The organism is Sporichthya polymorpha DSM 43042 (assembly GCF_000384115.1).
In the GTDB taxonomy this organism is placed as follows: domain Bacteria; phylum Actinomycetota; class Actinomycetes; order Sporichthyales; family Sporichthyaceae; genus Sporichthya; species Sporichthya polymorpha.
Genome location: NZ_KB913029.1, coordinates 4,347,723 through 4,370,225 on the forward strand (window position 1 = coordinate 4,347,723; position 22,503 = coordinate 4,370,225).

General features: G+C 74.0%; 19 protein-coding genes. 15 read left to right on the forward strand and 4 right to left on the reverse strand.

Annotated features, from left to right (window positions below; genetic code table 11):
- Window positions 1-9: 9 nt before the first annotated feature.
- Window positions 10-2,163, reverse strand: coding sequence for a molybdopterin-containing oxidoreductase family protein (locus SPOPO_RS0121165; RefSeq protein ID WP_019877071.1), 2,154 nt, complete (start codon window positions 2,161-2,163; stop codon window positions 10-12).
- 160 nt (window positions 2,164-2,323) lie between these two features.
- Between SPOPO_RS0121165 and SPOPO_RS0121170 the strand changes: the two genes are divergently transcribed.
- The 12 genes from SPOPO_RS0121170 to SPOPO_RS0121225 are packed head-to-tail and all read left to right on the forward strand — an operon-like array spanning window position 2,324 to window position 15,227.
- Entirely contained in the window at window positions 2,324-3,268 is a 945-nt protein-coding gene (locus SPOPO_RS0121170) for an AraC-like ligand-binding domain-containing protein (protein WP_019877072.1), read from the forward strand.
- A 10-nt stretch (window positions 3,269-3,278) separates the two neighbouring features.
- Window positions 3,279-3,605 (forward strand): hypothetical protein, encoded by a 327-nt coding sequence (locus SPOPO_RS30915; RefSeq protein ID WP_211210938.1) that lies wholly within the window; start codon window positions 3,279-3,281, stop codon window positions 3,603-3,605.
- A gap of 1 nt (window position 3,606) precedes the next feature.
- Window positions 3,607-4,428, forward strand: coding sequence for a TlyA family RNA methyltransferase (locus tag SPOPO_RS0121180; protein WP_033385139.1), 822 nt, complete (start codon window positions 3,607-3,609; stop codon window positions 4,426-4,428).
- Between the two features lie 14 nt (window positions 4,429-4,442).
- Entirely contained in the window at window positions 4,443-5,360 is a 918-nt protein-coding gene (locus SPOPO_RS0121185; protein ID WP_019877076.1) for an NAD kinase, read from the forward strand.
- Entirely contained in the window at window positions 5,312-7,057 is a 1,746-nt protein-coding gene (recN, locus tag SPOPO_RS0121190; protein WP_051098415.1) for a DNA repair protein RecN, read from the forward strand. The genes SPOPO_RS0121185 and recN overlap by 49 nt, the downstream gene beginning before the upstream one ends.
- Window positions 7,058-7,086: 29 nt before the next feature.
- A complete protein-coding gene (steA, locus tag SPOPO_RS0121195; RefSeq protein ID WP_028984991.1) occupies window positions 7,087-8,265 on the forward strand; it encodes a putative cytokinetic ring protein SteA in 1,179 nt (392 codons plus the stop codon).
- Between the two features lie 16 nt (window positions 8,266-8,281).
- Window positions 8,282-9,232, forward strand: coding sequence for a copper transporter (locus tag SPOPO_RS0121200; protein ID WP_019877079.1), 951 nt, complete (start codon window positions 8,282-8,284; stop codon window positions 9,230-9,232).
- Window positions 9,229-10,071, forward strand: a complete 843-nt coding sequence (locus SPOPO_RS35325) for a hypothetical protein (RefSeq protein WP_019877080.1) — start codon at window positions 9,229-9,231, stop codon at window positions 10,069-10,071. Before SPOPO_RS0121200 ends, SPOPO_RS35325 begins: the two co-directional genes overlap by 4 nt.
- Window positions 10,068-11,756: a murein biosynthesis integral membrane protein MurJ gene (gene murJ / locus SPOPO_RS33920; RefSeq protein ID WP_019877081.1), complete on the forward strand. Its 1,689-nt coding sequence runs from the start codon at window positions 10,068-10,070 to the stop codon at window positions 11,754-11,756. The genes SPOPO_RS35325 and murJ overlap by 4 nt, the downstream gene beginning before the upstream one ends.
- Window positions 11,753-12,898 carry a glycosyltransferase family 4 protein gene (locus SPOPO_RS0121215; RefSeq protein WP_019877083.1) on the forward strand — a complete coding sequence of 382 codons (1,146 nt, stop codon included), beginning with the start codon at window positions 11,753-11,755 and terminating at the stop codon, window positions 12,896-12,898. The genes murJ and SPOPO_RS0121215 overlap by 4 nt, the downstream gene beginning before the upstream one ends.
- A gap of 11 nt (window positions 12,899-12,909) precedes the next feature.
- The gene (locus SPOPO_RS0121220; RefSeq protein ID WP_019877084.1) at window positions 12,910-14,589 is read left to right on the forward strand and encodes a CTP synthase; all 1,680 of its coding nucleotides are present in this window, start codon (window positions 12,910-12,912) and stop codon (window positions 14,587-14,589) included.
- Window positions 14,586-15,227, forward strand: a complete 642-nt coding sequence (locus tag SPOPO_RS0121225) for an NUDIX domain-containing protein (protein ID WP_019877086.1) — start codon at window positions 14,586-14,588, stop codon at window positions 15,225-15,227. The genes SPOPO_RS0121220 and SPOPO_RS0121225 overlap by 4 nt, the downstream gene beginning before the upstream one ends.
- Window positions 15,228-15,309: 82 nt before the next feature.
- On the opposite strand, the gene SPOPO_RS35950 is transcribed toward SPOPO_RS0121225, so the two are convergent.
- The 3 genes from SPOPO_RS35950 to SPOPO_RS30930 all read right to left on the reverse strand — a co-directional run bounded on the left by SPOPO_RS35950 (window position 15,310) and on the right by SPOPO_RS30930 (window position 18,806).
- Entirely contained in the window at window positions 15,310-16,629 is a 1,320-nt protein-coding gene (locus SPOPO_RS35950) for a calcium-binding protein (protein WP_019877088.1), read from the reverse strand.
- A 105-nt stretch (window positions 16,630-16,734) separates the two neighbouring features.
- Complete coding sequence (locus SPOPO_RS0121235) at window positions 16,735-17,547, reverse strand: alpha/beta fold hydrolase (RefSeq protein ID WP_033387035.1); 813 nt, start codon at window positions 17,545-17,547, stop codon at window positions 16,735-16,737.
- 20 nt (window positions 17,548-17,567) lie between these two features.
- Window positions 17,568-18,806 carry an LLM class flavin-dependent oxidoreductase gene (locus SPOPO_RS30930; protein ID WP_019877090.1) on the reverse strand — a complete coding sequence of 413 codons (1,239 nt, stop codon included), beginning with the start codon at window positions 18,804-18,806 and terminating at the stop codon, window positions 17,568-17,570.
- Between the two features lie 115 nt (window positions 18,807-18,921).
- On the opposite strand from SPOPO_RS30930, the gene ald reads away from it, so the two are divergent.
- The 3 genes from ald (at window position 18,922) to xerD (ending at window position 22,492) form a co-directional block, all read left to right on the forward strand.
- Entirely contained in the window at window positions 18,922-20,037 is a 1,116-nt protein-coding gene (ald, locus tag SPOPO_RS0121245) for an alanine dehydrogenase (RefSeq protein ID WP_028984993.1), read from the forward strand.
- Window positions 20,038-20,077: 40 nt separating this feature from the next.
- Window positions 20,078-21,475, forward strand: a complete 1,398-nt coding sequence (locus SPOPO_RS33125; protein WP_019877092.1) for a calcium-binding protein — start codon at window positions 20,078-20,080, stop codon at window positions 21,473-21,475.
- 90 nt (window positions 21,476-21,565) lie between these two features.
- Entirely contained in the window at window positions 21,566-22,492 is a 927-nt protein-coding gene (gene xerD / locus SPOPO_RS0121255) for a site-specific tyrosine recombinase XerD (RefSeq protein WP_019877093.1), read from the forward strand.
- The last annotated feature ends 11 nt before the right edge of the window (window positions 22,493-22,503 follow it).

Genomic DNA, 22,503 nt, shown 5'->3' on the forward strand with positions numbered 1-22,503 from the left:
GACGCTCCGTCAGGCGAGGTCGACCTCGACCCAGGTGTCGGAGAACGTCGGGGCGTTGCCGAGGTCCGCGAACTCGAACGGGGTCACCGCGCTGACCGTGGCGAGCTCCTTCGCGTGCTTGCGCCAGCCGCCCATGTGGACGGCGACGACGCCGGGACCGGTCTCGTCCGTCACCTTGGCGACGACGACGAACGACCCGCGCTCGTTGTGGACCCGCACCGCGTCGCCGTCGGCGATGTTCCGCGCCGCGGCGTCGGACGGGTGGATCAGCAGCGCGGGCTCGCCCTGGATTCGCCGCTGCTGCGGCTGGTCGGCGAAGCTCGAGTTCAGGTAGGCGTGGGACTTCGGCGAGACGAGGTTGAGCCGGTTCCCGGCGTCCGGCCCGAACGCGGACTCGCGCGGCGGGATCCAGTGCGGCAGCGGGTCGACCGCCTGCCCGGGCTGGTGCTCCTCCGAGCCCTGCCGGAACAGCCCGAGGACGAAGTTCCCCATGGCCGCCGCGGCCGCGGTGAACTCGACCTTTCCCGACGGCGTCGGGAACCCGCCCTCGGCGTAGGGCGCGTAGGAGTCGGCGTCGGGCAGCCGCAGTCGGGCCCAGCCGTCGGTGGCGAGGGACTCCGGCGTGATGCCCTCCATCTGCGGGGCGGACCAGTCGAACGCCGCGGCGATCATCTCGTCGTCGGTGCGGGTGAAGTAGGGCTCGGGAAAGCCCATCCGCTGCCCGAGGCGGCGGAACAGCTCGGTGTTCGGGATGGCCTCGCCGAGCGGCTCGATCGCCCGGTTATTCCGCGTGATGTAGAAGTGCCCCCAGCTGAACATGACGTCGTCCTGCTCGAGCTGGGTCGTCGCCGGCAGCACGATGTCCGCGTAGTCGGCGGTGTCGGTCTGGAAGTGCTCGGAGACGACCGTGAACAGGTCCTCGCGGGCCAGCCCGGCCAGCAGCTTGTCCTGCTCCGGGCAGACCACGAGCGGGTTGGTGTTGTAGACCATCAGGGCCTGGATGGGCGGGTCGAGCTCGAGCTCGCCGGTCAGCGCGCGGCCGAGCAGGAACTGGTTGACGACGCGCGTGCCGGGCCGAATCAGCTCCGCGCCGAGCAGGGCCGGCCAGTTCACCGGGAACGCCCACAGCGGCAGGGCGAGGATGCCGCCGCCGGGCCGCCGCCAGGCGCCGACGAGACCCGGCAGGCAGGTCAGCGCGCGCACCGTCTGGCCACCGCCCGCGTGCCGTTCGATCGCGACGCCGATGCGGATCATCGACGGCTGCGTCGTCGCGTACTCCCGCGCGAGCGTGCGGATGTCGTCGGCGGGGACGCCGGTCTGCTCGGCCGCCCACTCCGGCGGATACTGCCGCACCCGCTCGGCGAGCTCGTCGAACCCGACGGTGTGGTTCGCGACGTAGTCGGCGTCGTGCAGGCCCTCGCCGATGATCACGTGCATCATCGCGAGCGCGAGCGCCGTGTCGGTCCCGGGCCGGATCGGGATGTGCCAGTCCGCGTGCTTGGCCGTCTTCGTGCGCAGCGGGTCGACGACCACGACCTTCGCCCCGCGCCGCTGCGCCTCGGCGATGAACGGCCACAGGTGCAGGTTGGTGCTGATCGGGTTGCAGGCCCAGATCAGGATGAACTTCGAGTGGACGAAGCTCTCCGGGTCGACACCGGCGGCCGGGCCCAGCGTCATGACGTAGGCGGTCGAGGCCCCGGAGTCGCAATAGGTGCGCTCGCTGATCGTCGCGCCGAGCTTGTTGAAGAACGGATCGCCGACGTTGAGCCCGTTGAGGATGCCCTGGGTGCCGAGGTAGCTCGCGGGCAGAATCGCCTCGGGGCCGTAGGTGTCCGCGATCTCGTGGAACCGGGTCGCGATCTCGTCGAGCGCCTCGTCCCAGCTGATGCGGGCGAACTGCCCACTGCCCTTCGGGCCGGTGCGCCGCATCGGGTACAGCACGCGGCCGGGGGAGTACACCGTGTCGACGAAGTTGTTGAGCTTGACGCACAGACCGCCCTGAGTGAACGGGTGGTCCGGGTCCCCGCGGACCTCGGTGGCGACGCCGTCGACCACCGTCACGCGCATCGCGCAGGTGTCGGGGCAGTCGTGCGGGCAGGCGGCCCGCACGGTCCGGGTCCGGGCGGCAGTGTCGGATTCGGAGTCGGGCAGGACAGCGGTCATCGACGTACCTCTCCACAGCGCGGCGGCGCCAGGCGGTGCGCCACCTCGTGCGGGCATCGTTCCCCCGTGCTCATCGTCAGGCCATGACGTGGAGCGACATCCGTCGTAATCTCGGCGCCACGTCGCACCACCTCGATGGAGATCCCGCGAGGAGACCCCGGTGGCCCCAACCGTCGACCTGGCGCCCGCCAGCACGGGACGCCTCGACCTCTGGCGCGACCTGATCCGGGACCACTTCGTCTCCCTCGACGTCGACGCGCCCCGGCCGGACGGTTTCCGCGGCCAGGTGCGGACCGTCGAGCTGGGCGACCTGCGGGTCGCGGAGGTCGCCTCGATCCCGCAGTCCGCGCACCGCACCGCTGCGCTGGCCCGCGCCGACGCCACGCGCTGGTTCCAGATCGGCCTGCTCACCGGGGGAGCCGCGCGCCTGACGCAGGACGGCCGCGAGTGCGAGCTGCGCCCCGGCGACTTCGCGCTGTACGAGACCGACCGGCCCTTCACCTGGGACCTCGGGCACGGCACCGATCCCTGGCGCCTGCTGGTGTTCACCTGGCCCCGCGCCGCCGTCGACCTCACCGAGACCGAGGCCGTCGACCTGACTGCACGTCAGCTCGCCGGTGGAGACGGCTTCTCCGGCGTCGTCAGCCGGATGCTGCGCGATCTCGCCGGCAACGCGCCCGCGATCGCGCGCGACCCGCGCGCCGACGCGGCCGACCTGGCGCGCCGCGTCGCCGGGCTCGCCGTCACGGCGGCCGGGACCGTGCGCCCGGCCCCGCCGCCGGCGGACGCCCGCCTGCGGGCCCGGATCGAGGCGTACCTACGCGCGAACCTCGCCGACCCGGCCCTGTCCCCGGAGACGATCGCCGCGGCGCACTTCATCTCCACCCGTCACCTGCACCGCCTGTTCGCCGGGACCGGCCGGACGGTCGGGCAGTGGCTGCGGGCGGAGCGGCTCGACCGCGCCCGCCACGACCTCGTCACCGGCCGTGGCGGCGTGGCGGAGATCTCCCGCCGCTGGGGCTTCAGCGACCCCGCCGTGTTCAGCCGGGCGTTCAAGGCCGCCTACGGCACGGCGCCGAGCCGACATCTCCCCGGCTCCGGGTAGCGTGGCCGCCGTGACCGACGCCTGGACCGACCCCGCCGTGGAGGAGGAGTCCGCCGAGACCCCCGACGAGCGTGGAGATGACATCTCCACTGCGGAGCAGGGGCCGGTCGACGAGTTCCCCGCCGACGAGCCCGCGGGGATTCCGGACGAGCCGGAGCCGTTCGTCGAGGAGATCGCGGCCGCGGCGGACCTGCCGGAGACCGGGGACGCGCGGGTGGACGAGGTCCTGAACAAGCTGGCGGGGATCGAGCAGCTGCCGACCGCCGAGCACGTGGCCGTCTACGACGAGGTGCACCGCGGGCTGCAGGACGCGCTGGCGAACCTCGACCAGGGCTGAGGTGCCTCCGCGCAGGTTGCGCCTCGACGCGGAGCTCGTGCGACGCGGGCTGGCGCGGTCGCGGGAGCACGCGTCCGAGATCATCGGGGCCGGCCGGGTGAGTGTCGGGGGCCGGACGGCGACGAAGCCCGCCACGCAGGTGGAGTCCGCGGACCCGATCGTGGTCACGGAGGACGAGTCCGACCCCAACTACGCCTCGCGGGGCGGGCACAAGCTCGCCGGCGCGCTCGACGCCTTTGACGCCCGACCCGGCGGCGGGCCCCGGATCGAGGGTCGCCGCTGTCTGGACGCAGGCGCCTCGACGGGCGGGTTCACTGACGTCCTGCTCCGCCGGGGCGCGGCGCACGTCGTCGCCGTGGCTGTCGGTTACGGCCAGCTGGCCTGGCCGATCCAGTCGCACGAACGCGTCACCGTCCGCGACCGGACCAACGTCCGCACGCTCACGCCCGAGGAGGCCGGGGACCCGCCGCCCGAGCTGATCGTGGCCGACCTGTCGTTCATCTCCCTGGTCAAGGTGCTGCCGGCCCTCGCCGGGGTCGCCGCGCCCGAGGCGGACCTCGTCCTGATGGTGAAGCCGCAGTTCGAGGTCGGGAAGGCCAATCTGCCCGCCGGCGCGGTGGTCCGCGACCCGGAGCTGCGGGCCGCGGCCGTGCGGTCGGTCGCCGCCGCGGCGGCGGAACTGGGCCTGGGGATCCGCGGGGTCACGGCGAGCCCTCTGCCCGGACCGAGCGGCAACGTCGAATACTTCCTCTGGATGGCCGCGGGCGCTCCGCCCCTGGACGACGCCGATCTGGCGGCGGCGATCGAGGCAGGACCCCAGTGAGCGCAGGAGGCCCGGTGGACCAGCGGACGGTGCTGCTGGTCGCGCACGTGGGTCGCCCGGACGCCCTGGACGCCGCGCGCCGGGCGGCGACGCGGTTGCTGGAGGCCGGGATCGCCCTCCACGCCACCGAGGTGGACGCCAAGGCGCTGCTGCTGCCCGACGTCGAGGTCGTCGCGGCCGACGGGGCGGCCTCCGCGGGCTGCGAGCTCGCGCTGGTCCTCGGCGGGGACGGCACGCTGCTCCGCGCGGCCGAGCTGGCCCGCGACCCGGGGATCCCGCTGCTCGGGGTGAACCTCGGTCACGTCGGGTTCCTCGCCGAGGCCGAGCGCGAGGAGCTCGGCGAGCTCGTCGACCGCGTCGTCGCCCGCGACTACACGGTCGAGGAGCGGATGACGATCGACGTCACCGTCACGGTCGAGGGCGAGCTCGTCGCCTCGACCTGGGCGCTGAACGAGGCGTCGGTGGAGAAGGCGGCGCGTGACCGGATGCTGGAGGTTGTCGCCGAGGTCGACGGCCGCCCGCTGTCCCGGTGGGGCTGCGACGGCGTGGTGTGCGCGACTCCGACCGGCTCGACGGCCTACGCGTTCTCGGCCGGCGGCCCGATCGTCTGGCCCGAGGTCGATGCGCTCCTGATGATCCCCATCTCGGCCCACGCGCTGTTCTCGCGCCCGATCGTGGTGTCGCCACGGTCGCGGCTCGCGGTGGAGGTGCAGTCCGACACGCCGCACGGCGTGCTCTGGGTCGACGGCCGCCGGACGTGGCCGCTGCCGGCCGGAGCACGCGTCGAGGTCGTCCGCGGGGCGGTGCCGGTCCGTCTCGCGCGGCTGCACCAGGCGCCGTTCACCGATCGGCTGGTCCGTAAGTTCGAGCTGCCGGTGCGCGGATGGCGAGGCGCCGCCGAGCACCGGAACGACCCGGACACCGGAACCTGAGGGGGCATCAGGTGCTGGAGGAGATCGCGATCCGCGAGCTCGGTGTGATCGAGGACGCCGTGCTGGAGCTCGGTCCCGGCCTCACCGTGCTGACCGGCGAGACCGGCGCGGGCAAGACGATGGTGATGACCGCCCTCGGGCTGTTGCTCGGGGGCAAGGCCGACTCCGGGCTGATCCGGGTCGGCGCCGAACGTCTCGTGCTCGAGGGGCGCGTCCGCGTCGCGCCCGACTCCGCGGTCGCCGCCCGGGCGATCGACGCCGGGGGAGAGCTCGACGAGGACGTCCTCATCCTCGGCCGCACGGTCACCGCCGAGGGCCGCTCGCGCGCCTACGTCGGCGGCCGGTCCGCCCCGGTGGGCCTGCTCGGCGAGCTCGCCGAGGACCTCGTGGCGGTCCACGGCCAGCACGACCAGCAGCGGCTGCTGCGCCCGTCCCGGCAGCGCGAACTGATCGACCGCTACGGCGGCGACCCGGTGACCAGGGCGCTGACCGCCTACCGGCGCACGCACGACCAGCTGCTGGAGGTCCGCGCCCGGCTCGCCGAGATCACCGGCCGCGCCCGGGAACGCGCACAGGAGGCCGACCTGCTCCGCCTCGGCCTGGCCGAGATCGAGGCCGTGCACCCGGAGCCGGACGAGGACGTCCGCCTCACCGCGGAGATCGAGCGGCTCGCCCACGCCGACGCCCTGCGCGCCGCGGCGACCGGTGCGCACGACCTGCTGCTCACCGATGCCGAGCGCAGCGGCACCGACGCCGCGACGCTGGTCGGCAACGCCCGCAACGCACTCGACGCGATGTCCGTCCACGACCCGGAGCTGACGGCGCTCGCCTCGCGGGTCGCCGAGATCTCCTACCTGCTCACCGACGTCACCGCGGACCTCGCGTCCTACGCCGCCGGGGTCGAGGTCGACCCCGCGCGCCTGCAGAGCGCCCAGGAGCGCCTCGCCGACCTCGGCCGGCTGCAGCGCAAGTACGGCGAGACGATCGCCGACGTCCTGTCCTACGCCGAGGTCGGCTCGGCCCGGCTGCTCGAGCTCGACACCGACAGCGACACGACCGAGGAGCTGCGCGCGGAGGAGGCCCGCCTCGACGGCGAGCGCGCGACGCTGGCCGCGGCGCTGACCCAGGCGCGCACGAAGGCCGCCGACCGGCTCGCGAAGGCGGTCACGGCCGAGCTCGCCGGGCTCGCGATGCCGAAGGCGGCCTTCACCGTCGCGGTGACGCCGGCCGAGTTCGGACGCGACGGCGCGGACGAGGTCGAGCTGCTGCTCGCGCCGCACCCCGGGGCACCGGCACGGCCGATCCAGCGCTCGGCGTCCGGTGGTGAGCTCTCGCGGATCATGCTCGCGCTGCAGGTCGTGCTCGCGGGGGCGGACCCCGTCCCGACGTTCGTCTTCGACGAGGTCGACGCCGGCGTCGGCGGCAAGGCCGCGGTCGAGGTCGGGCGCCGGCTGGCCGCCCTGGCCCGGACCTCGCAGGTCCTCGTCGTCACCCACCTGCCCCAGGTCGCCGCGTTCGCCGACCGGCACCTGCTGGTCGCCAAGGCCGACGACGGCCGCGTCACCCGGACCGGGGTGACCGTGCTGGAGGGGGAGGACCGCGTCCGGGAGCTCTCGCGCATGCTCGCCGGTCAGGAGGACTCCGCAGCCGCCCGGGCCCACGCCGAGGAACTCCTCGCCGCGGCGGGCCAGGGGTGATCCGCCTCTGACGTGGGAGAATCCCCCTCATGAGGTGGTCGCACCGGACTCGGGCGCGGGTGAACTCCGAGCCCGGGGTCTCCGCGGTCGTCCGGGTCGACCGACGCACCAAGAACCTCACCAAGCGCTTGCGTCCCGGCGAGATCGCGGTCATCGACCACGAGGACCTGGACCGGGTCAGCGCGGAGGCCCTCGTCGCCGGCCGCGCGCGGGCGGTCGTCAACGCCGCCCCGAGCATCAGCGGCCGCTATCCGAACCTCGGGCCGCAGATCCTGCTTCAGGCGGGGATCCCCCTGATCGACGACGCCGGTGCGGATCTGCTCGAGTTCGTCGTGGAGGGCGAGGTCCTGCGGCTGGAGGGCGGGACGCTGTACCGGGGGAGCGACGCCGTCGGCCAGGGGGTGGTGCGCACCCCCGAGGACGTCGCCGAGGCGATGGAGAAGGCCCGCGAGGGGCTCTCGGACCAGTTGCGTGCATTCGCCGCCAACACGATGGAGTACCTCGAGCGCGAGCACTCGCTGCTGCTCGACGGCGTCGGCATCCCGGACCTGACCACCGACCTCGAGGGTCGGCACGCGCTGATCGTCGTCCGCGGGCACCACTACCGCGAGGACATCGCGACGCTGCGGCCGTACATCCAGGAGTACCGGCCGGTCATGATCGGCGTCGACGGCGGTGCCGACGCGCTGCTGGAGGCCGGGTACACCCCGCAGCTGATCGTCGGCGACATGGACTCGGTCTCGGACCGGGCTCTCTGCTGCGGCGCGGAGCTCGTCGTCCACGCCTACCGCGACGGGCACGCCCCGGGCCTCGAGCGCCTGCGGGACCTCGGGCTGGACGCGGTCGTGTTCCCGGCCACGGGCACCAGCGAGGACGTCGCGATGCTGCTCGCCGACGACTGCGGCGCGAGTCTGATCGTCGCCGTCGGCACGCACGCCACGCTCGACGAGTTCCTCGACAAGGGCCGTGCCGGCATGGCCAGCACGTTCCTGACCCGGCTGCGGGTGGGCGGCAAGCTCGTCGATGCGAAGGGCGTGTCCCGGCTCTACCGTTCGCGGGTCAGCAACTGGCAGTTGGGGTTCCTGCTGCTCGCTTGTCTGATCACCATGATCGTGGCGTTCACGGCCTCGCCGTCGGGTCGCGCGATCGGTACGACCCTCTCCGACCAGTGGGGCGACTTCACCTACTGGCTGAGCGACAAGGTGTAGGCGGCAAGATCGTCCTGTGGTCTCCTTCCGCTACCACCTGGTGTCGCTGATCGCTGTCTTCATGGCGCTCGCGACCGGCATCCTCGTGGGCAGCTCCCTCCTGAACCAGTCGCTGATCGACTCGCAGCGCTCGACGATCTCCCAGCAGCAGACCGAGAAGGACAACCTGCGCCGGGACCTCGACACCGCCCGCAACGAGGTCGCGTACCGCAACAGCTACCTCGACGCCCTCGACGAGCGCCTGCTCACCGGACGCCTCGCCGGGCAGCGCGTGCTGCTGGTGACGATGCCCGGCGCGGCCGGCGGGGACGCGGACGGGCTCACCGAGATCCTCGGCAAGGCGGGCGCCCGGGTGACCGGCCGGCTCGGCATCTCCGAGAACTGGTTCGCCACGGACGAGGACGACGGCGACGGCGCCGCGACGGCGCGGGCCCGCGAGGAGATCGTCCGCAAGCACGCGATCCCCGAGCTGCGCGGGCAGCCGGCCGCGGTCCAGCTGGCCGGGGCGCTGCTGACCAAGGGCGGGGCGGACCGTGCGGTCGCGCCGACCGCGAAGACGTTCCTCGAGCAGCTCGACCGCGGGGGCTTCCTCTCCCGCAACAACCTCGCGGACCGCGCCGACCTCGCCGTCATCCTGCTCGCGACCCCGGCCGACCCGACACCGACGACGCCCGACCGCGTCGCCCGCGGCATCCCCGCGCTCGCCGCGGCGCTGGACGCGGCCGGCAACGGCGTCGTCGTCGCGGCGCCGACGAAGGCCGCGACCGGCGGGGTGATGGCGGCGATCCGCAAGGACAACACCACACGCCGCACGATCAGCACCGTCGACACCGTCGAGGCCGTGTTCGGCCGCATGGCCCTGGTGTTCGCCCTCGTCGAGCAGATGAGCGGCGGGGCCGGACACTATGGCGCGGCGACCGACTCGGACGCCCCGCTGCCGCCCGAACCCACGCCGGGGAGACGATGAGCACCCGATCCACCGTTCGCTCGACCGGCCTGGCCGCCGGACTCGGCGCCCTCGCCGCGCAGAGTGCGTACGCCGCCGCCCAGCGCCGCCTCGGGTCCGACCGCCGCTGGGAGCGCATCAACCACCGGGGCCGCAGCCTGACGCTGCTGGAAGGACCGGCCTACACCGTCGGCGCCGCGGCAGCCGTCGCGCTCACCCCGGGCCTGCCGGCTCCGGCCCGCGCGGCCGGGACGATCGCGATCCTCGGCGCCGGCGCGATCGGCGCGTACGACGACCTCGGCGGGTTGCGCACCCAGCAGGCCAAGGGGTTCGCGGGGCACTTCGCCGCGCTGCGGGAGGGCCGGCTCACCAGCGGCGCGGTCAAGGCCGGCGGGATCGGGCTGACCTCGCTCGCCGCCGCGGCGCTGGTCTCCGCGCGCCCCCGGGACGCGCTGCTCGGCGGCGCCGTCGTCGCCGGGTACGCGAACCTGGCCAACCTGTTCGACCTGCGCCCGGGCCGCGCGCTGAAGTTCGGACTGCTGCACGCGCCGCTGGTCGCGGCCGGCGGCCCGTCCGGTGCGCTGCTCGCCGGGCCGCTCGGCGCCGCCGCCGGGCTGCTCCCGCCCGACCTGCGCGAGGAGGCCATGCTCGGCGACGCCGGGGCCAACGCGCTCGGCGCCGCGCTCGGCACGGCCGTCCTGCTCCGCCACTCCACGCGCGGCCGCCTCGTCCACCTCGCGGGGCTCGCCGCCCTGACCGCCGCCAGCGAGAGGATCAGCTTCACCCGCGTCATCGCCGCGACCCCGCCGCTGCGCTGGTTCGACGAACTCGGCCGCGTGCCCCACCCGACCGCGACGTGAGCGACCCGGCCGCGCCGTCGCCCCCTCCGCCGCTGCCGCCCTCACTGGCCCGGGGCTTCGCCGCCGGCCTGATCGGCGGGGCGGTCACGGTCGCGGTGGTGACCGTCGTCGCCCGCGTCGTCGGGCTCGGCCGGTGGGTCGTGTTCTCCAAGACCGTCGGCGGCGGCTGCCTCGCCGACGCGTACAACACCGCGAACCTGGTGCCGAACGTCCTGTTCGAGGTGGTCGCCGGGGGAGCGCTCGCCGGGGCGGTGGTCCCTGTCCTCGCCGGGGCCGTGGCGCGCTCCGACCGCGCCGCCGTCGACCGCACCGTGTCCGCGCTGCTGTCGTGGACCCTCGCGCTGCTCGTCCCCGTCAGCCTGCTGCTCGCGCTGCTGGCGCGGCCGGTCGTGCGGTTCCTGCTCGGCGACGACGTCGACTGCCCCGGCGCCGTCGACGCCGGGACACGGATGCTGCTGATGTTCACCCCGCAGCTGATCTGCTACGGCCTGGCGGTCGTCCTCGGCGGCACCCTGCAGGCCCACCGCCGGTTCCTCGCGGCCGCCGCGGCGCCGCTGGTCTCGAGCGTCGTCGTCATCGGGGCGTACCTCGCGTTCGTCGCGCTGGCCGACGGCGAGCGCGCCGCGGACGCCGTGCCGCGTTCGGCCGAGGCCGCTCTCGCGGTGGGCACGACGCTGGGGGTCGTGGCGATGGCGATCGCGGTCGCCGTGCCGATCCGCTCCGCCGGCGTGAGCGTCCGGCCGACGCTGACGTTCCCGCCCGGCGTGCTGCCCCAGGTACGGCGCCTGGCCGGGGCGGGTCTCGCGGTGCTGCTCGCCCAGCAGGGCGCGCTGGTCGTCATCGCCCTGCTCGCCAACCACGCCGGCGACCCCGGGGCCCTGACCGCCTACGTGTGGTCGTGGGCGGTCTACCTCGTGCCGTACGCCGTGCTCGCCGTGCCGATCGCGACCAGCGCGTTCCCGCGCCTCGCCGCCGCGGCCGAGGCGGGGGAAGCCGAGCGGTTGGCCCGGCTCACGGCGGGCACGACGCGGGCGGTGCTGGTCGCCGCCGCCACCGGGGCCGCGCTGGTCGCCGCGGCCGCCGTCCCGGCCTCGCGGGTGTTCGCCTCCAACGGCGGCTCGAACGACCCCGAGTCGCTCGCCGCGGGCATCGCGGCCTTCGCCCCCGGGCTGGTCGGCTACGGGCTCGTCGCGCACCTGACGCGGGTCCTCTACGCCGGTCACCACGCCCGCGCCGCCGCCCGCGCCGCGACGACGGGGTGGGCGGTGGTCGTGGTCGCGGACGTCGCGCTCGTGGCCGCCGTCGCCGACCGGCACACCGTGCTCGCGCTCGGCATCGGCAACGCGATCGGCATGACGGTGGCCGCGGGTCTGCTCCTCGTCGCGGTCGTGCACCATTCCGGCCGGGCGGCCGTCGCCGGCCTGCCCCGGACCGCGGCGACGGCCCTGCTCGGCGGGCTCGCGGGCGCCGCCGTCGGGGCCCCGCTCGGCGCGCGGTTCGACGACGCCGGGTTCGTCGGCGGCCTGCTCGGCACCGCCGCCTGCGCCGCCCTCGCCGGGACGGTCCTGCTCGCCGTCGTCGCCCTCGGCGACCGGGGGACGTTCCTCGCGGTCCGCGCGCACCTCCGCCCCGCCGCCACCCCCACTGGAGATGACATCTCCAGTGGGGGTGGAGCGCCGCGATGACCGCGCCGCGAGTGCTGCTCGTGCTCGCCGGGAGCACCGGGGGGATCGGGCGGCACGTGCTCTCGGTCGTCGAGGGGTTGGTGGCGGCCGGGATCCCCGTCGCCGTCGCGGGGCCGGAACAGGGCGACCTCGACTTCGGCTTCAGCCGGGCCGGGGCGGTCTTCCACGTCGTTGAGATCGGGGGAGCACCGAGCCCCCGGGATGTCGCCGCCGTCCGCGCGCTGACGGGCGCGATCACCTCCTGGCGTCCGACCGTGGTCCACGCGCACGGCCTCCGGGCGGCCGGGGTCGCGATCGCCGCGCGCGCGGCCACTCGCGCCCGGGGCCGAACGGCCGGCGCCCGGCCGCGCCCCGGGCTGGTCGTCACGTGGCACAACGTCCCGGTGGTCGCAGGAGCGCGCCGCGCCCTGCAGCACGGCCTGGAGACGGTCGCGGCGCGGGGCGCCGACCTGACGCTCGGAGCCTCCGAGGACCTCGTCGCCCGCGCCCGGCGGTTCGGCGCCCGGCACGCCCGGCTCGGACCCGTCGCCGCGCCGCCGTTGCCGCCGCCGGCGCGGGAGCCCGCCGAGGTCCGCGCCGAGCTCGGCGCGACGGACCGGCCCCTGCTGCTCGCCGTCGGGCGTCTGGCCCCGCAGAAGGACTACCCGACGATGCTGGCCGCCGCGCGCCGCTGGGCCGAGGAGGACCCGGCACCGGTCCTCGTGATCGCGGGGGACGGGCCGCTGGCCGACGACCTGGCCGCGCAGATCGCCCGGGACCGGCTGGACGTCCGCCTGCTCGGGGCCCGCAGCGACGTCGCCGACCTGCTCGGCGCCGCCGACGCCGTCGTCCTCTCCAGCACCTGGGAGGCCCGGGCGCTGGTGGCGCAGGAGGCCCTGCGGGCCGGGGTCCCGCTGGTGGCGACGGCCGTCGGCGGGGTCCCGGGCCTGGTCGGCGACGCCGCGCTGCTGGTCCCGCCCGGGGACCCGGCCGCCCTCGCCGGAGCCGTCCGGCGGGTGCTCACCGAGCCCGGGCTGGCCGCGGAGCTGGCGGCGGCCGGCCGACGCCGGAGCGCCGCCTGGCCCGACGAAACCGCGGTGCAATCAGAGTTGATCACGCTTTATCGTGAGTGGCGCGACGGGGCACTCCCGCCGATCCCGTAGGCTGGAGTTCCATGGCCGCGCCGCACATCACCAAGCACCTGTTCGTCACCGGCGGCGTTGCGTCGTCGCTCGGTAAGGGACTCACCGCTTCCTCCCTCGGCAACCTGCTGTCCAAGCGCGGGTTGCGGGTCACGATGCAGAAGCTGGACCCCTATCTCAACGTCGACCCCGGGACGATGAATCCGTTCCAGCACGGCGAGGTCTTCGTCACCGACGACGGTGCCGAGACCGACCTCGACGTGGGTCACTACGAACGGTTCCTCGACACGGAGCTCCACGGCTCGGCGAATGTGACGACGGGTCAGGTGTACTCCGCCGTCATCGCCAAGGAGCGCCGCGGGGAGTACCTCGGCGACACCGTCCAGGTGATCCCGCACATCACCAACGAGATCAAGTCGCGCATCCGCCGCATGGGCGGCGAGAACGTCGACCTCGTGATCACCGAGATCGGCGGCACGGTCGGCGACATCGAGTCGCTGCCGTTCCTCGAGGCCGCGCGTCAGGTCCGGCACGAGGTCGGCCGCGACAACGTCTTCTTCCTCCACGTCTCGCTCGTGCCCTACATCGGCCCGTCCGGCGAACTGAAGACCAAACCGACCCAGCACTCGGTCGCGGCGCTGCGCAGCATCGGTATCCAGCCCGACGCGATCGTGTGCCGATCCGACCGTCCGATCAGCGCCAGCATCAAGCGCAAGATCTCGCTGATGTGTGACGTCGACCAGGAGGCCGTCGCGGCCGCCGTCGACGCCCCCTCCATCTACGACATCCCGAAGGTGCTGCACGCCGAGGGCCTCGACGCCTATGTCGTGCGGCGCCTGGGCCTGCCGTTCCGCGACGTCGACTGGACGGCCTGGGACGACCTGCTCCGCCGGGTGCACAAGCCGGCCAACGAGGTCACGGTCGGCCTGGTCGGCAAGTACATCGACCTGCCCGACGCGTACCTGTCGGTGACCGAGGCCCTGCGTCACGGCGGCTTCGCGCACGACGCGAAGGTGCACATCCGCTGGGTGCCCTCGGACGAGTGCCAGACCCCGGAGGGGGCCGCGGCCCAGCTCGACGACTGCGACGCGATCTGCGTCCCCGGCGGGTTCGGCGTGCGCGGCATCGAGGGCAAGATCGGCGCGATCAAGTACGCCCGCGAGAACAAGATCCCGCTGCTCGGCCTGTGCCTGGGGCTGCAGTGCGTGGTGATCGAGTACGCGCGCGACATCGCCGGGCTCGAGGGCGCGAACTCCGCGGAGTTCGACCCGGCCGCGCAGCACCCGGTGATCGCGACGATGGCCGACCAGCGCGACGTCGTCGCCGGCGAACGCGACATGGGCGGCACGATGCGGCTCGGCCTGTACCCGGCGAAGCTCGCCGAGGGCTCGATCGTCCGCGACCTGTACGGCGAGCCGTACGTCTCCGAGCGGCACCGCCACCGTTACGAGGTCAACAACGACTACCGCGCGCAGATCGAGCGCGCCGGGCTGGTCTTCGGTGGCACGTCGCCCGACGGCCGGCTCGTCGAGTACGTCGAGCTCCCGCGGGACGTCCACCCCTTCCTCGTCGCGACGCAGGCGCACCCGGAGTTCCGGTCCCGCCCGACCCGTGCGCACCCGCTGTTCGCCGGTCTGATCGAGGCCGGGCTCGTGCGCCGCAAGGAGCGCTCGAACCCGCCGCAGCAGTCCGAGTACGCGGTGGCCCGTTGAGTTCGTCCGGCGCTCCCCTCGCCGACACCGACGACGCCTGGAAGGTCTTCGACTCGACCACCGCCTTCACCGGCGGCGTCGTGTCGATGCGCGTCGACGAGGTCGCCATGCCGGGCAGCCTCGTCGCCAAGCGCGACGTACTCGTCCACCCGGGCTCGGTCGGCATCCTCGTCCTCGACGACTCCGAGGACACCCCGAAGGTCCTGATGCTGCGCCAGTACCGCCACCCGATCCAGCGCCGGCTCTGGGAGTTCCCGGCCGGCCTGCTCGACGAGAACGAGTCGGCGCTGGCCGCGGCGAAGCGTGAGCTCGAGGAGGAGACCCACCTCCAGGCCCGCGACTGGCGCGTCCTGCTCGACGCCTACACCTCGCCGGGCATCAGCGACGAGGCCGTCCGGATCTACCTCGCCCGCGACGTCCGTCCCAGCGACGGCGACCGCCGCGCCGCCGTCCACGAGGAGGCGGACATGGAGCTCCGCTGGGTCCCCCTGCCCGACGTCGTCTCCGGCGTCCTCGGCGGCCGCCTCCACAACCCGCTCGTGGTCATGGGCTCCCTCGCCCTCCAGAACGTCCTCACGACCGACGGGACCGGCTCCCTCCGCCCCGCCACCGCCCCCTGGCGCGACCGCCCCGCCTGAGCTGTCAAAAAAGGGTGACACCCCTTACTGCGCAGTAAGGGGTGTCACCCTTTCTTGACACGCGGTCACGCGGCAGTGCGCGTCAGTAGCTGATCTCCTCGACGCCGTCGAAGGAGTCGAGGCCGGGGCCGCCGAGGCCGCGGTCGCGGCCGGGGCCGCCGAGAATCACGTCGTCGCCGGGGCCGCCGCGGACGGTGTCGTTGCCGGCGCTGCCGCAGATCACGTCGCGGCCGCCCTTGCCGTCGATCTCGTCGGCGCCGCCGCGGCCGACGATGACGTCGTCTCCCGGGGTGCCGACGATCCGGTCCGATCCGGGGGTGCCGACCTTGGTCGCGAGCTTGCCCGCGCACTGCGGCGTCCCCTCGGGGACGGAGGACTCCGGCGCCGCGGCCGGCGGCACGAACGTCACCTGGACGACGCCGTCCTGGAAGAGGCCGGCCGGACCGAGGGAGAACCGGACCGACTTCGCGACCCGGGTGTCGGCGAAGCTGCTGCCGCCACCACCGCCGCCGAGGCCGGGTGGGGACGTGGCGTGCGGACCACCGTCGGCCCCGCCACCGCCACCGCCGTAGAAGCCACCGCCACCACCGCCGCCGGCGCCAAGACCCGCGGCGTTCGCGCCGGCACCGCCGACGCCCTTCCCGCCGCCGCCGGCCGGGGTCGAGTAGCGGGTGGCCATCGAGCCGAGGCCGCCGTCGAGGTCGGTGCCCCCGCCGCCGCCCTTGGCGACCGCCGCGGCCTTCCGGGCCCCCCGGCCGTCCTTGCCCTCGTGACGCCCGGCCGCGCCGCCGGCGTCGCCGCCGTTCAGTCCGTCGGGTCCGCGCTCACCGAAGCCCGCGCCCACGGCCCGGCCGCCGCCCCCGCCGCCGCCCCCGGCCGCGAGCAGGGGAGCGGTCGACGCGTCGGTCGGGTCCTGGCCGGCGTACATGACGAAGGTGCCGCCACCGCCGCCGCCGCCCCCGGCCCCGGTGTCGGTCGTGACGCCGCCGCCGCGGGCACCGCCGCCGACGCCCCCGACACCGCCGGTGGGCTCACGCCGGGCGCTGGGCATGCGGCCCGCCTCACCGCGGGCACCGACGTACAGGTCGAGCGCGGTGCCCACGGGCAGCGCGAGCGTCGCGGTGACCACCCCGGCCCGGCCGCCGCGGCCACCGGACGCGCCCGGCCCGCCGGTGCCACCGCGCGTGGTGATCGTGATCGACTCGACGCCCTCGGGGACGCGAAAGCCGACGGGGGAGTTGGACGGGGTCGCGTACAGGCACGAGACCAGCCGCGCGTCGACCTGGGTGCAGGCGGTCGGAAGCTTCTCCGGGGACGCGTCGGACTCCGCGACGGTCACGGCGGCGCACCCCAGCACGATCGCGAGCGCGAGGGGGCGAAAGACCGGGATCTCGGCGGCCACCCGGCGAAATTAGTCCCCCGCGTCGCCGCCACCTCGCATCTTCTGCGGCGCGGCGCGCCCATCCGGGCGGCCGGACACCCGCGCCGCGCCGCAGAAGTTGAGGACTCAGCCCGCGAGGAACTCCGTCACCATCGGGCCCACGACGTCGAGCCGCTCGAGCTGCGGGACGTGGGCGGCGTCGGAGAGCACCTCGGCCCGCGCGTTCTGAATCAGCCGCGCGAAGTCGTGCGCGTACTCGGGGGAGATGATCTTGTCCTCCGAGCCCCAGATCACCAGGGTGCGCGCGGTGATCCGGTGGATGCGCCGGCTCAGGCCACGGTCCGGGATCGGCCACCAGTACTTGCCCGCGACACCCATCGCCCACTGCAGCGCGATGAGGACCTCGCCGAGGACCTCCGGGTCCGTGGGCATCGCCAGCGCCGCCTGCGCGACCGGACCGGCCGGGTCGGCGAAGGCCGCGGCCGCGAGCTCGGGCAGCTCGAGCAGGTACGGGTTCTGGAACGGCCGGCCGTCGGTCCAGAGCCCGATCGGGCAGAGCAGGACCATCGAGCTGACGCGGTCGGGGAAGGTCGCCGCGAGGTCGGCCGCGACCATCCCGCCGAACGAGTGCCCGACGACGGCCGCGGACGAGATCCCGCACGCGGTGAGGATCTCCTCGTAGACGAGGGTCAGCTCGTAGTTGTCGGTGATCGGCTTGTGCGCGTCCGGCTCGCCGGGCGCGGTGCCGGGCAGATAGGGCGCGTAGACCGTGTGGCTCTGCGCCAACGTGTCGAGGAACGGGTCCCACTGCAGCCCGAGCACCGGGTGCAGGAACACGAGCGGGGGACCGTCGCCGGCCACAAGGACCTGAGTGCGGACGTCGCCGTCCCAGACCTCGATGTCGCGGGTCTGGACGTCGTGGACGGAAGAGTGCTGCATCGTCGTTTCTCCCTCGCCGCTCAGGCCGCTCGCGGACCGCGGAGCTTGGCCGGCCACCAGTGGTTGACCCATCCCTCGTCGTCCCAGATGTCCCGCAGCTTGGGCAGGACGTCCTGGCAGAACAGCGAGATCGAGTCCTTGGTCAACTCGTGCGGCATCGATCCGATGTGTTGAAGCACTATCAGATTTCCGACCCGCAGATCCTTGACCGCACCGACGAGCTTGTCGGCGACGGTGGCCGGACTGCCGGCGATGACGATGTCCTTGTCGACGAAGTCGGCGTAGGTGAAGTTCTTGAAGTTGGCCATGATCTCCATCTGGCGGATGGCCGACCCGCTGCGGATGCCGTTGGCGAGGCTGGCGTGGTCGAGGTGCCCGGGCAGACCCCACCAGGGGAGCGGCACGTGCATGCACTTGTCGAAGAAGTAGCGGATGTGCTTGCTGAACAGCTTCTCCGCCTGCGCGTCGGTGTCGGCGACGCAGACCATCTGCGCGAACCCGGCGCGGTAGGGGTTGCGGTCCAGGCCCTCCTCGTCGACGAAGTGCCAGAAGCCGTCCATCACCTTCTTGCCGAGCTGGGAGCCGAAGAAGGAGAGCATGCAGTAGTTGTGGTTGTGCTTCGCCGCGAACTTCCACGTCGACAGCGAGCCGAGGCCCGGGATCCAGACCGGCGGGTGCGGGTCCTGCAGCGGACGCGGCCAGATGTTCACCGACGGCAGCTGGTTGTAGCGGCCGTTGAAGGCGAAGGTCTCCTTCGCCTGCCACGCCTTGAGGATCAGCTCGTGCGCCTCGTAGTAGCGCTCGCGCTGCTCGATCGGCGGGATGCCCATGCACTGGTTGGCGTCCATCGAGGTGCCGGCCGGCATGCCGGCGATCAGGCGTCCCCCGGAGACCATGTCGAGCAGGGCGTACTCCTCGGCGATCCGGATCGCGGGCTGCGTGTTCGGCAGCGTCGACCCGATCTGCAGGATGCCCACGTCGAGGTCGTTGGTCTCGCGGGCGAGCGAGGTGCCGATCAGGTTCGGGTTCGGCATGAAGCCGTAGGCGTTCTGGTGGTGCTCGTTGACACCGATCGCGTCGTAGCCCGACCGGGCCGCGTGGATCAGTTCGTCCATCGAGTGGTTGTAGTACTGGGAGATCCGTTCCGGCTCCGGGACGAGTTCGTGCCAGGGCGGGGTGACCCACACGGACTTGTACCGCTCGGTGAAGTCCTCCGGGAGTTCCCGATGCGGCATCAGGTGGACCATCGAGACCTTCATTTGCGCCTCCTCGCGCCATTGCGGGCTGGCCGCGACCGACGCTAGGCCCCCGGGGGCGGTGAGTCCATGTCTCCTTTCGCCAGACGCCCCCCGCGGGCCTCCTAGGCTGACCGCCATGAGGATCGGCGTGCCGCGCGAGGTCAAGGAGCACGAGTACCGGGTGGCGATCACGCCGTCGGGGGTCCACGAGTTCGTCCGGCACGGACACGAGGTGTTCGTCGAGCACGACGCCGGGGCCGGGTCGTCGATCTCCGACGCCGACTTCGTGGCGGCCGGCGCGAGGGTCCTGCCCACCGCCGACGACGTCTGGGCGACGGGGGAGATGGTCCTCAAGGTCAAGGAGCCCGTCCCGGAGGAGTACGGGCGGCTGCGCGCTGACCAGGTGCTGTTCACCTACCTGCACCTCGCCGCGTCGGCGGAGTGCACGAAGGCGCTGCTCGCCGCCGGCACCACCGGGATCGCCTACGAGACCGTCCAGCTGCCCGACGGGTCGTTGCCGCTGCTGTACCCGATGAGCGAGGTCGCCGGCCGGCTCGCCCCGCTCGCCGGGGCGTACCACCTGATGCGCCCCGGCGGCGGCCGCGGTGTGCTCATGGGCGGGGTGTCCGGGGTCTACGCCGCCAAGGTCGTCGTGATCGGAGCGGGCGTGGCCGGGATGAACGCTGCGGCGATCGCGGTCGGCATGCATTCCGAGGTCCTGCTGCTCGACAAGAACATCGCCAAGCTGCGCGAGGCCGACCGGATCTATCAGGGCCACGTGCAGTCGGTGGCGTCGAACTCCTACGAGATCGAGAAGGCCGTGCTCGACGCCGACCTCGTCGTCGGCGCCGTCCTCGTCCCCGGCGCCCGGGCGCCGAAGCTGATCAGCAGCGACCTGGTCGCCGCGATGAAGCCGGGCACCGTGCTCGTCGACATCGCCATCGACCAGGGCGGCTGCTTCGAGGACTCGCGGCCCACCACCCACGGCGATCCGACCTACGAGGCGAACGGCTCGATCTTCTACTGCGTCACGAACATGCCGGGCGCGGTCCCGCACACCTCCACCTACGCCCTCACTAACGTGACGTTGCCCTACGCGCTCGAGATCGCGGACCTCGGCTGGCGCGACGCCGCCCGCCGGGACCCCGCCCTCGCCCTCGGCCTGAACACCCACGCCGGGCAGGTCGTCTACGGTCCGGTCGCCGAGGCCCACGTCCTCCCGGCGACCCCGTTGACCGACGTCCTGGGCTGAGGTTCCCTCAGCTGCGGCGGCGGGCGGCCGAAGGGTCGTCATGGACACCTCACGAACTTCCGCACGCCTGAACACCGCCCGCGGCATCGCGGCCGTCTTCGCCCTGGCCGCCGGCGGCCTCGCCGTCGCGGCGCCCAGCGCGCACGCCGCGACCGCGGGCGCCTGCAGCACGACGGACCTGTACGGCCTCATCACCTGCGTCTACACCGATCCAACGGTGGCCGACTACGAGTTCGTCGTTCCCGCCGGCGTCACCAGTGTCCAGATCACGGCCGCCGGGGCGCAGGGTGGCAGCAGCGCTGCCCCGGGCGGCGCGGCCACGGCCGGCGGACTGGGCGGGTTGAGCGCGGGCATCTTCGCCGTCGCCCCGAACACCGTTCTGCACGTCCGGGTCGGGGGAGCGGGCGGCAACGGAGTGAACGGCGTCGGGTCTCCCGGCGGTCTCAACGGCGGCGGGACCGGCGGCTACGGCTTCCTCGAATTCGGCGGCGGCGGCGGGGGCGGCGCCTCCGACGTGCGGCTCGGCGGCACGGCGGCGACCGACCGCATCGTGGTCGGCGGGGGTGGCGGCGGCGGGAGCGCCGTCGACGGAGGCGCCGGCGGGGGCAGTGCCGGCGCGAACGGGTCGGCGCCCGGGGCGATCGGCGCCGCGCAGGGCGGCACGGCGGGCAGCCCCTTCGGCGGCGCCGGCGGCGTGGGGTTACCCCCGTGCGGGTCCGGCACGGATGAGTTCGGCGGTCCCGGCGCCAACGCCCTCCTCGGCGCCACCGGCGGCGGCGGTGGCGGCGCCGGGTTCGCGGGCGGCGGTGGCGGCGCGTCCGACTTCCTGGGCAGTGGTGGCGGTGCCGGCGGCAGTGGCTACGTCGCCCCGATCGCCGAGCTCGGCTCCGCGCAGAACGACTCGGGCGTGCGGGCCGGCAACGGCGTCGTCCGGATCGCCTATCGCGCCGCGTCCCTCGAGGGACCGAAGGGCGACAAGGGCGACACCGGTCCGGCCGGGCCGGCCGGACCGGCCGGTCCGCAGGGCCCGGCCGGGCCCGCCGGACCCGGCGGGTCGAGCAGCGGCCCGGGCTGCTCCGGGGCGCTCGACCAGCGCAAGGCCACCGGCCCGCGCACCATCGTCGGCACCCCCGGGGACGACGTGATCTGCGGCTCCAGGTTCGGCGACGTGATCGACGGCAAGGGCGGCAACGACGTCATCTACGGCTACGGGGGCAACGACACGGTCCGGGGCGGGTCCGGGCACGACGTCGTCGACGGCGGCGCGGGGAACGACACGCTGATCGGCGGGCGCGGCGACGACGTCCTGCGCGGCGACCGAGGCCGTGATGTGCTCCGCGGCTGTAAGGGAGCCGACGTCCTCTACGGCGGCAAGGGCCGCGACCAGCTCATCGGCGGCGCGGGTCGCGACGTCGTCGACGGGCGCTCCGAGCGCTGACCCCGGAGCTGACCCCGGAGCTGACACGGGAGCGCTCACACCGGCGCGCCGCAGTGGTTATGTCAGTCCGACCCGGTAGTCCTGTCTCCCATGACTACCGAGGTCGGGCTGGCGCTGCGGGGCTACCTCGACCATCTCGCGGTCGAGCGCGGCCTGGCGCAGAACACACTGCTGTCCTACCGCCGCGACCTGAACCGCTATGCGACGGTCCTGCACGACCGGGGGATCGCGGACGTCGCCGCGGTCACCGAGTCGGACGTCAGTGACTTCCTCGCCCGGCTGCGTCAGGGCGACGAGGAGCACCCGCCGCTGTCGGCGAGCTCGGCGGCGCGGGCGGTCATCGCCGTTCGCGGCTTCCACAAGTTCGTGGTGCGGGAGGGGATGGCGACGGTCGACCCGGCCCGGCCGGTCCGTCCGCCGAAGCGTCCGCAGCGGCTGCCCAAGGCGATCCCGCTCGAGGCCGTGCAGGCGCTGATCGAGGCGGCGGGCAAGGGCGCGCGCACCGAACTGACGACGCGGGACTCGGCCCTGCTCGAACTGCTCTACGGCACCGGGGCGCGGATCTCCGAGGCGGTCGGGCTCGACGTCGACGACCTCGACCTGGACTCACGCACGGTCCGTCTGCTCGGCAAGGGCGGCAAGGAGCGGATCGTGCCGCTCGGCAGCTACGCCCTGGCGGCGCTGGACCGGTACCTCGTCCAGGGTCGGCCGGTGCTGAACGCGGCCGGGAAGGGCATCCCGGCGGTCTTCCTCAATGCCCGCGGCGGGCGGCTCTCGCGGCAGAGCGCGTGGGCCGTCCTCGCCGCCGCGGCGAAGGCGGCGGGGCTGGACGTCGAGGTCTCGCCGCACACCCTGCGGCACTCGTTCGCGACGCATCTGCTCGACGGCGGCGCCGACGTCCGCGTCGTCCAGGAACTGCTCGGGCACGCCTCGGTAGCGACCACCCAGCTGTACACGTTGGTGACCGTCGACCGCCTCCGCGAGGTCTACGCCAGCTCCCACCCGCGGGCCCGCTGAATCGTCACTCG

Excerpts from the sequence above, each read along its gene's own strand:
- SPOPO_RS0121165 (WP_019877071.1), bottom strand. The coding sequence starts at position 2,163 with ATGACCGCTGTCCTGCCCGACTCCGAATCCGACACTGCCGCCCGGACC.
- recN (WP_051098415.1), top strand. The coding sequence starts at position 5,312 with ATGGCGAGGCGCCGCCGAGCACCGGAACGACCCGGACACCGGAACCTG.
- steA (WP_028984991.1), top strand. The coding sequence starts at position 7,087 with ATGAGGTGGTCGCACCGGACTCGGGCGCGGGTGAACTCCGAGCCCGGG.
- SPOPO_RS35325 (WP_019877080.1), top strand. The coding sequence starts at position 9,229 with ATGAGCACCCGATCCACCGTTCGCTCGACCGGCCTGGCCGCCGGACTC.
- SPOPO_RS0121215 (WP_019877083.1), top strand. The coding sequence starts at position 11,753 with ATGACCGCGCCGCGAGTGCTGCTCGTGCTCGCCGGGAGCACCGGGGGG.
- SPOPO_RS0121220 (WP_019877084.1), top strand. The coding sequence starts at position 12,910 with ATGGCCGCGCCGCACATCACCAAGCACCTGTTCGTCACCGGCGGCGTT.
- SPOPO_RS0121235 (WP_033387035.1), bottom strand. The coding sequence starts at position 17,547 with ATGCAGCACTCTTCCGTCCACGACGTCCAGACCCGCGACATCGAGGTC.
- SPOPO_RS30930 (WP_019877090.1), bottom strand. The coding sequence starts at position 18,806 with ATGAAGGTCTCGATGGTCCACCTGATGCCGCATCGGGAACTCCCGGAG.
- ald (WP_028984993.1), top strand. The coding sequence starts at position 18,922 with ATGAGGATCGGCGTGCCGCGCGAGGTCAAGGAGCACGAGTACCGGGTG.
- SPOPO_RS33125 (WP_019877092.1), top strand. The coding sequence starts at position 20,078 with ATGGACACCTCACGAACTTCCGCACGCCTGAACACCGCCCGCGGCATC.
- xerD (WP_019877093.1), top strand. The coding sequence starts at position 21,566 with ATGACTACCGAGGTCGGGCTGGCGCTGCGGGGCTACCTCGACCATCTC.